This window comes from Pseudomonas sp. PARCl1 (assembly GCF_947311875.1).
GTDB classification, from domain to species: domain Bacteria; phylum Pseudomonadota; class Gammaproteobacteria; order Pseudomonadales; family Pseudomonadaceae; genus Aquipseudomonas; species Aquipseudomonas juntendi.
Genome location: NZ_CAMZMX010000029.1, coordinates 57,737 through 64,093, shown reverse-complemented (window position 1 = coordinate 64,093; position 6,357 = coordinate 57,737). Strand labels below are relative to the sequence as shown.

Here is a 6,357-nt window from a genome sequence, read left to right as displayed (position 1 = left end):
ACTGGCCCGAAACAAACGTAGGAGCGAGCGCAGCTCGCGATGCGCCGCGCGGGCGGCGCTCGATCTCACAGGCGCTGAAAGAATCGAGGCGAGCCAACGGTTGACCACCCGCCAACCACTGCGTAGCCTTGCCACTTCGAGGTTCTTCGGCCAGGCCGAAGCTAAGACGGGAACGCGGTACAAGCCGCGGCTGCCCCCGCAACTGTAAGCGCCGACAACGGATCGACACAGCCACTGCGCCAACGCGCGGGAAGGCGTCATCCCGCCAGACTGCTGCCGTGGCAGGCAACTGGAACGGTGCAAGCCAGGAGACCTGCCTCGTCACGTTTTCGACTTTCAACCGGGCGGGGTGATCCGGTGGCGAACAAGCCCGGCCTGCCTGGCCGGTGGCTGTCGTCCTGCATGCCCGCGCCATACTGCCAAGGGCACTGCGACATGAAAACACTGGCCAAGCTCCCCGTTACCATCGTTACCGGCTTTCTCGGCTCGGGCAAGACCACGTTGCTGCGCCACATGCTCGACAACGCCCAGGGCCGCCGCATCGCGGTCATCGTCAACGAGTTCGGCGAACTGGGCATCGATGGCGAAATCCTCAAGCAATGCAGCATCGGTTGCACTGAAGAAGAGGCCACCGGCCGCGTTTACGAGCTGGCCAACGGCTGCTTGTGCTGCACCGTGCAGGAAGAATTCTTCCCGGTGATGCGCGAGCTGGTGGCACGCCGTGGCGACCTGGACCACATCCTGATCGAGACTAGCGGCCTGGCCCTGCCCAAACCGCTGGTGCAGGCCTTCCAGTGGCCGGAAATCCGCAACGCTTGCACCGTCGACGCCGTGATCACCGTGGTCGACAGCCCGGCGGTGGCTGCCGGCACCTTTGCCGCCTACCCGGACCAGGTCGATGCGCAGCGCAAGCTTGACCCCAACCTGGACCACGAGTCGCCCCTGCACGAGCTGTTCGCCGACCAGCTCGCCAGCGCTGACCTGGTGGTATTGAACAAGGCTGACTTGATCGACGCCGAAGGCCTGGCCAAGGTGCGTGCCGAAGTCGCCGAAGAACTGCCGCCGGCGGTGAAAGTGGTCGAAGCCAGCAGCGGCAAGCTGCCACTGGAAGTGCTGCTGGGCGTGGGCGCCGAGTCCGAGGCGCACATCGATGGCCGCCGTACCCACCACGACTCGCACCACGACGGCGACGACCATGACGATCATGACCACGACGCCTTCGACTCCATCTCCATCGACCTGCCGGAAGCCGACGAAAGCCTGCTGCTCGACGCCCTGACCCAGCTGGTGGTGGAGTTCGGCATCCTGCGTGCCAAAGGCTTCGCTGCCATCCCGGGCAAGCCGATGCGCCTGCTGGTGCAAGGCGTGGGTACCCGTTTCGACAAGCACTTCGATCGTGCCTGGCGTGCCGACGAGCCGCGCATCACCCGCCTGGTGCTGATCGGCCAGGACCTTGATGCGGCCCAGCTGGAAGCGCGCCTGCGCCAGGCCTTGGGCGCCTGACCCATGCACCTGCTGCGGACCCAGCCCGGCGGCTTTGTGCCGGATGACAGCATCGCCGACCTTGGCCAGACACCCGCCGAACTGGTGATACTCTGCAGCGGCGATTCTCACCTGGCGTTGCTGGCCGACACGGCCGAGCAATTGCCCGCAGGCTTCCCCAGCCTGCGCCTGGCCAACCCGATGCAGGTGCAGAACCACGCCTCGGTCGACCTGTACGTTGACCAGGTGCTGCGCCATGCCAAGGTCATTCTGGTGTCGCTGCACGGTGGCGTCGGTTATTGGCGCTATGGCGTAGAACAACTGGTCGAACTGGCGGCCCGTGGCGTGCAGCTGATCCTGGTGCCGGGCGACGACCGCCCGGATCCGGAACTGACCAGCCTGGGCAACGTCACCGGCGCGCAGGCCGAACGCCTGTGGCACTACCTGCGCCAAGGCGGCAAGGCCAACGCCATCAACCTGTTCAACTGCCTGGCCAGCCAGTGGCTGGGCCGCGACTATGCCTGGGACGAGCCGCAGCCGTTGCCGCGCACGGCGGTGTACCACCCACAAAAGGGCAGCGCGGCGCTGGAAGACTGGTACCCGCAGTGGCACCCCGAACACCCGGTAGCGCCGCTGCTGTTCTACCGCTCGCACCTGCAAGCCGCCAACACCGCGTTCATCGACGTGTTCTGCCAGCGCCTGCAGGCGGCCGGTCTGAATCCATTGCCGATCGCCGTGGCCAGCCTGAAGGAAAGCGCCTGCCTGGAGCAGGTCGAAGCCTGGCTGGACGAGGTCGGCGCCGAGGTGCTGGTCAACACCACCGGTTTTGCCCTGTCCAGCCCCGAACGCCCCAACCTGCGCCCGTTCCGCCGTGATATCCCGGTGTTGCAGGGCATTTGCGCGCAGGACAACCAGCCCGGCTGGGAAGCCAGCGAACAAGGCCTGGGTGCGCGCGACCTGGCCATGCACATTGCCTTGCCCGAACTGGACGGGCGCATCATCACCCGGCCGGTCAGTTTCAAGGACATGGCCTGGCGCAGCGAGCGCAGCCAGTCGGACGTGGTGTGCTACCGCGCCCACCCCGAACGCATGGACTTCGTCGCCGAGCTGGCACGCCGTTGGGTCGAGCTGGCGCGCCTGCCCAATGGGCAGAAGCGCGTGGCCCTGGTGCTGGCCAACTACCCGACCCGGGATGGCCGTATCGGCAACGGCGTTGGCCTGGATACGCCCGCTGCGGCCCTGAACATACTCACGGCATTGCAGGCCGAAGGCTACCCGGTGGCCGACCTGCCGGGCAGTGGCACGCAGCTGATCCAGCAGTTGCTCGGTGGCGTGACCAACGACCTTGACCACCTCGACCAGCGCCCTTGCGCCCAGAGCTTGAGCCTGGCCGACTACCAGGCTGCGTTCGCGCGCCTGCCCGAAGCCAACCGCCAGGCGGTGCTGGAACGGTGGGGGCCACCCCAGCAGGACCCGATGTTCCGCAGTGGCCGGCTGATGGTCGCCGGCCTGCGGTTTGGCCTGACCTTTGTCGGCATCCAGCCGGCACGTGGCTACCAGGTGGACCCCAGCGCGGTCTACCACGACCCCGACCTGGTGCCGCCACATGGTTACCTGGCGTTTCACTTCTGGCTGCGCCATGCCTTCGCTGCCGACGCGGTGATACACGTTGGCAAGCACGGCAACCTCGAATGGCTACCAGGCAAGGGCGTAGGGCTGTCGGCGCAGTGCTGGCCGGACGCCTTGCTCGGCCCGCTGCCGAACATCTACCCGTTCATCGTCAACGACCCCGGTGAGGGCGCCCAGGCCAAGCGCCGTACCCAGGCGGTGATCATCGACCACCTCATGCCACCGCTGACCCGTGCCGAGACTTACGGGCCGTTGCGCCACCTGGAGCAACTGGCCGACGAGTTCTATGAAGCGCAACTGCTCGACCCTCGGCGGGCGCGCGAGTTGCAGCGCGACATCCTCGAACTGGTCAAGGCCAACCATATCGACCGCGAGCTGCAGCTGGAGGGGCAGTTGGACGATGCTGCCGTATGGCTGCCGCGCCTGGACACTTACCTGTGCGACCTCAAGGAGTCGCAGATCCGCGACGGCCTGCATGTGTTTGGCCAATCGCCTGCCGGGCGCCTGCGGCTGGATACGCTGCTGGCGTTGCTCAGGGTCGAGCGCGGCGACGGCCGAGGCGGCAATGCCAGCCTGCTACGCACCTTGGCCAAGGCGCTGGTACCCGGCTTCGACCCGCTGGATTGCGAACTCGGCCAGCCGTGGCAGGGCGACCGCCCCGAGCCGTTGCAAGCGGTAAGCAGCGAGGCATGGCGCACCTGTGGCGATACACGGGAGCGCCTGGAGCTATTGGCGCTGCACCTGATCGAGCAGGCGCTGGCCGGCACTGCACAGCTACCTGACAGCCCCGCATGGCACCCCGTGCATGCGGTGCTGCAAGCCCTGTGCATGGAGGTGGCGCCGGGCCTGGATGCCTGCGGCAGCGCAGAAATGCAGGGCTTGCTGGCGGCGCTGGCCGGGCGCTTCGTGCCGGCGGGGCCCAGTGGCGCGCCCAGCCGTGGCCGCCTCGATGTGCTGCCCACCGGTCGTAACTTCTATACCGTGGACGTGCGCAACCTGCCTACCACCACGGCCTGGCGCCTGGGCTTCGCCTCGGCCAACCTGATTCTTGAACGCCACCTGCAGGACCATGGCGACCACCTGCGCCAGTTGGGCCTTTCAGTGTGGGGTACCGCTACCATGCGTACCGGCGGCGACGACATCGCCCAGGCCATGGCGCTGATGGGCGTGCGGCCGGTGTGGGCCAGCGGTAGCCAACGGGTCGATGACTTCGAGATCTTGCCGCTGAGTTTGCTCGACCGCCCACGGGTGGACGTGACCTTGCGCGTTTCCGGGTTCTTCCGCGATGCCTTCGGCAACCTGATCCGCCTGTTCGATGCCGCGGTGCAAGCGGTGGCGGCGCTGGACGAGCCCGACGACCTCAACCCCTTGGCTGCCCGTGTACGCACCGAGCGCGCTGCGCTGCAGGCTCAGGGTGCAAGCGCCGAACAGGCCGCTCGGCAGGCTGGCTGGCGGGTGTTCGGGGCCAAACCCGGCGCCTACGGTGCCGGGGTGCAGAATGCCATCGACGGCCGCTTGTGGCACAGCCGCGAAGACCTGGCCGAGGTCTACCTCAACCATGGCGGCTATGCCTACGGCGGCAGCGATGACGGCACCCCGGCCCGCGCCCAGTTCGCCCAGCGCCTGGCCAAGGTCCAGGCGGTGTTGCAAAACCAGGACAACCACGAGCACGACCTGCTCGATTCCAACGACTACTACCAGTTCCAGGGTGGCATGCTGGCGGCTTCGGAAACCCTGGGCGGGGCCGGCGTGGCCAGTTACCACGGTGACCACAGCCAGGTGGACCGGCCGCGCATCCGCACCTTGAAAGAAGAGCTGAACCGGGTGATCCGCGCCCGTGCGCTGAACCCCAAGTGGATCGATGGGGTCAAGCGACATGGCTACAAAGGCGCCTTCGAGATGGCGGCGACGGTGGACAACCTGTTCGCCTTCGACGCCACCACGCACCTGATCGACGACCATCATTACCAGGGGCTGGCCGACGCCTATGTGCTCGACCCGGCCACCCGCGACTTCATGCGCGAGCACAACCCCGAGGCCTTGCGTGACCTTACCGAGCGCCTGCTTGAGGCCCAGCAACGTGGCCTGTGGCAAGCGCCTGGTGACTACCGCGAAGCGCTTGAGGAGCAACTGCTCGACGGCGAGGAACAGGCTTGACATGAGTGAACCCGTACAATTTCCGCTGGCGGCCGTGGTGGGTGCCGAGGACCTGAAGCTGGCCCTGTGCCTGACGGCCATCGACCCGAAAATCGGCGGCGTGCTGATCGAAGGCCCGCGCGGCATGGCCAAGAGCACCTTGGCCCGTGGCCTGGCCGACCTGCTGGGTGAGGGCCCGTTCGTGACCCTGCCGCTGGGTGCCAGTGAGGAACGGTTGGTCGGTACCCTGGACCTCGACGCCGCGCTTGGCCAGGGCAAGGCTCAGTTCTCCCCAGGGGTGCTGGCCCAGGCCGATGGCGGCGTGCTGTATGTGGATGAAGTCAACCTGCTGCCAGATACCTTGGTCGACCTGTTGCTTGACGTGGCCGCCAGCGGTACCAACCGCGTCGAGCGCGACGGCATCTCGCACCGCCACAGCGCCCGCTTCGTGCTGATCGGCACCATGAACCCGGAAGAAGGCGAACTGCGCCCGCAGTTGCTCGACCGGTTCGGCCTTAATGTGGCCCTGGATGGTTTGCCCGAACCTGCGGCCCGGCAGCAGATCATCCGTCGGCGCCTGGCCTTCGACCATGACCCGCAGGCTTTCTGCGCGCAATGGGCGCAGGCACAGGCGCAGTTGCGCGAGCGCTGCCAGGCGGCGCGCCAAGTGCTGGCGGGCATTGCCCTGGACGACCAGGCACTGGCCTGGATCACCGAGCGCTGTTTTGCTGCTGGCGTGGATGGCTTGCGCGCCGACCTGGTCTGGCTGCGCGCGGCGCGCGCCCACTGTGCCTGGCGCGGTGGTGCAGCCATTGAAGAAACCGACGTGGAGGCCGTAGCCGAATTTGCCTTGCGCCATCGCCGCCGGGTGGCGCCACAGGCCAATCCGCCAGCCCCCCCGCAACAGGCCGAACAGCCGGCCGGCAGCAACCCTGGTGAACAAGGCGGGCAGGGCGATTGGGGTGCATTGCCCGCGCAGCCGGTGGCCAGTGGCGCCCGTCGCGAGGTGCCAAACTGGGCAAAAAAGCCCTGAGCCCCCCCCAGCCACACGCCATAGGGGGGGATGCCAAGGCGGGTGCAGGCAAGCAGCACGGTGCCAGCCGGGGGCGC

At 67.3% G+C, this 6,357-nt stretch carries 3 protein-coding genes and 1 riboswitch; all 3 genes read left to right on the top strand.

Going from position 1 to position 6,357, the window contains the following annotated elements; genetic code table 11:
• Positions 1-122: 122 nt before the first annotated feature.
• Positions 123-336: riboswitch (cobalamin riboswitch) on the top strand.
• Positions 337-435: 99 nt separating this feature from the next.
• From cobW to QME24_RS16150, 3 genes are read left to right on the top strand one after another with little or no spacing between them, the layout of a single operon-like run.
• Complete coding sequence (cobW, locus tag QME24_RS16160; RefSeq protein WP_054904763.1) at positions 436-1,503, top strand: cobalamin biosynthesis protein CobW; 1,068 nt, start codon at positions 436-438, stop codon at positions 1,501-1,503.
• Positions 1,504-1,506: 3 nt separating this feature from the next.
• Positions 1,507-5,268, top strand: coding sequence for a cobaltochelatase subunit CobN (gene cobN / locus QME24_RS16155; RefSeq protein ID WP_280091108.1), 3,762 nt, complete (start codon positions 1,507-1,509; stop codon positions 5,266-5,268).
• Between the two features lies 1 nt (position 5,269).
• Complete coding sequence (locus tag QME24_RS16150; RefSeq protein ID WP_232892729.1) at positions 5,270-6,280, top strand: AAA family ATPase; 1,011 nt, start codon at positions 5,270-5,272, stop codon at positions 6,278-6,280.
• Positions 6,281-6,357 lie beyond the last annotated feature (77 nt).

What these genes read in the sequence shown, in the direction of transcription:
- cobW (WP_054904763.1), top strand. Translation starts at nt 436, where the DNA reads ATGAAAACACTGGCCAAGCTCCCCGTTACCATCGTTACCGGCTTTCTC.
- cobN (WP_280091108.1), top strand. Translation starts at nt 1,507, where the DNA reads ATGCACCTGCTGCGGACCCAGCCCGGCGGCTTTGTGCCGGATGACAGC.
- QME24_RS16150 (WP_232892729.1), top strand. Translation starts at nt 5,270, where the DNA reads ATGAGTGAACCCGTACAATTTCCGCTGGCGGCCGTGGTGGGTGCCGAG.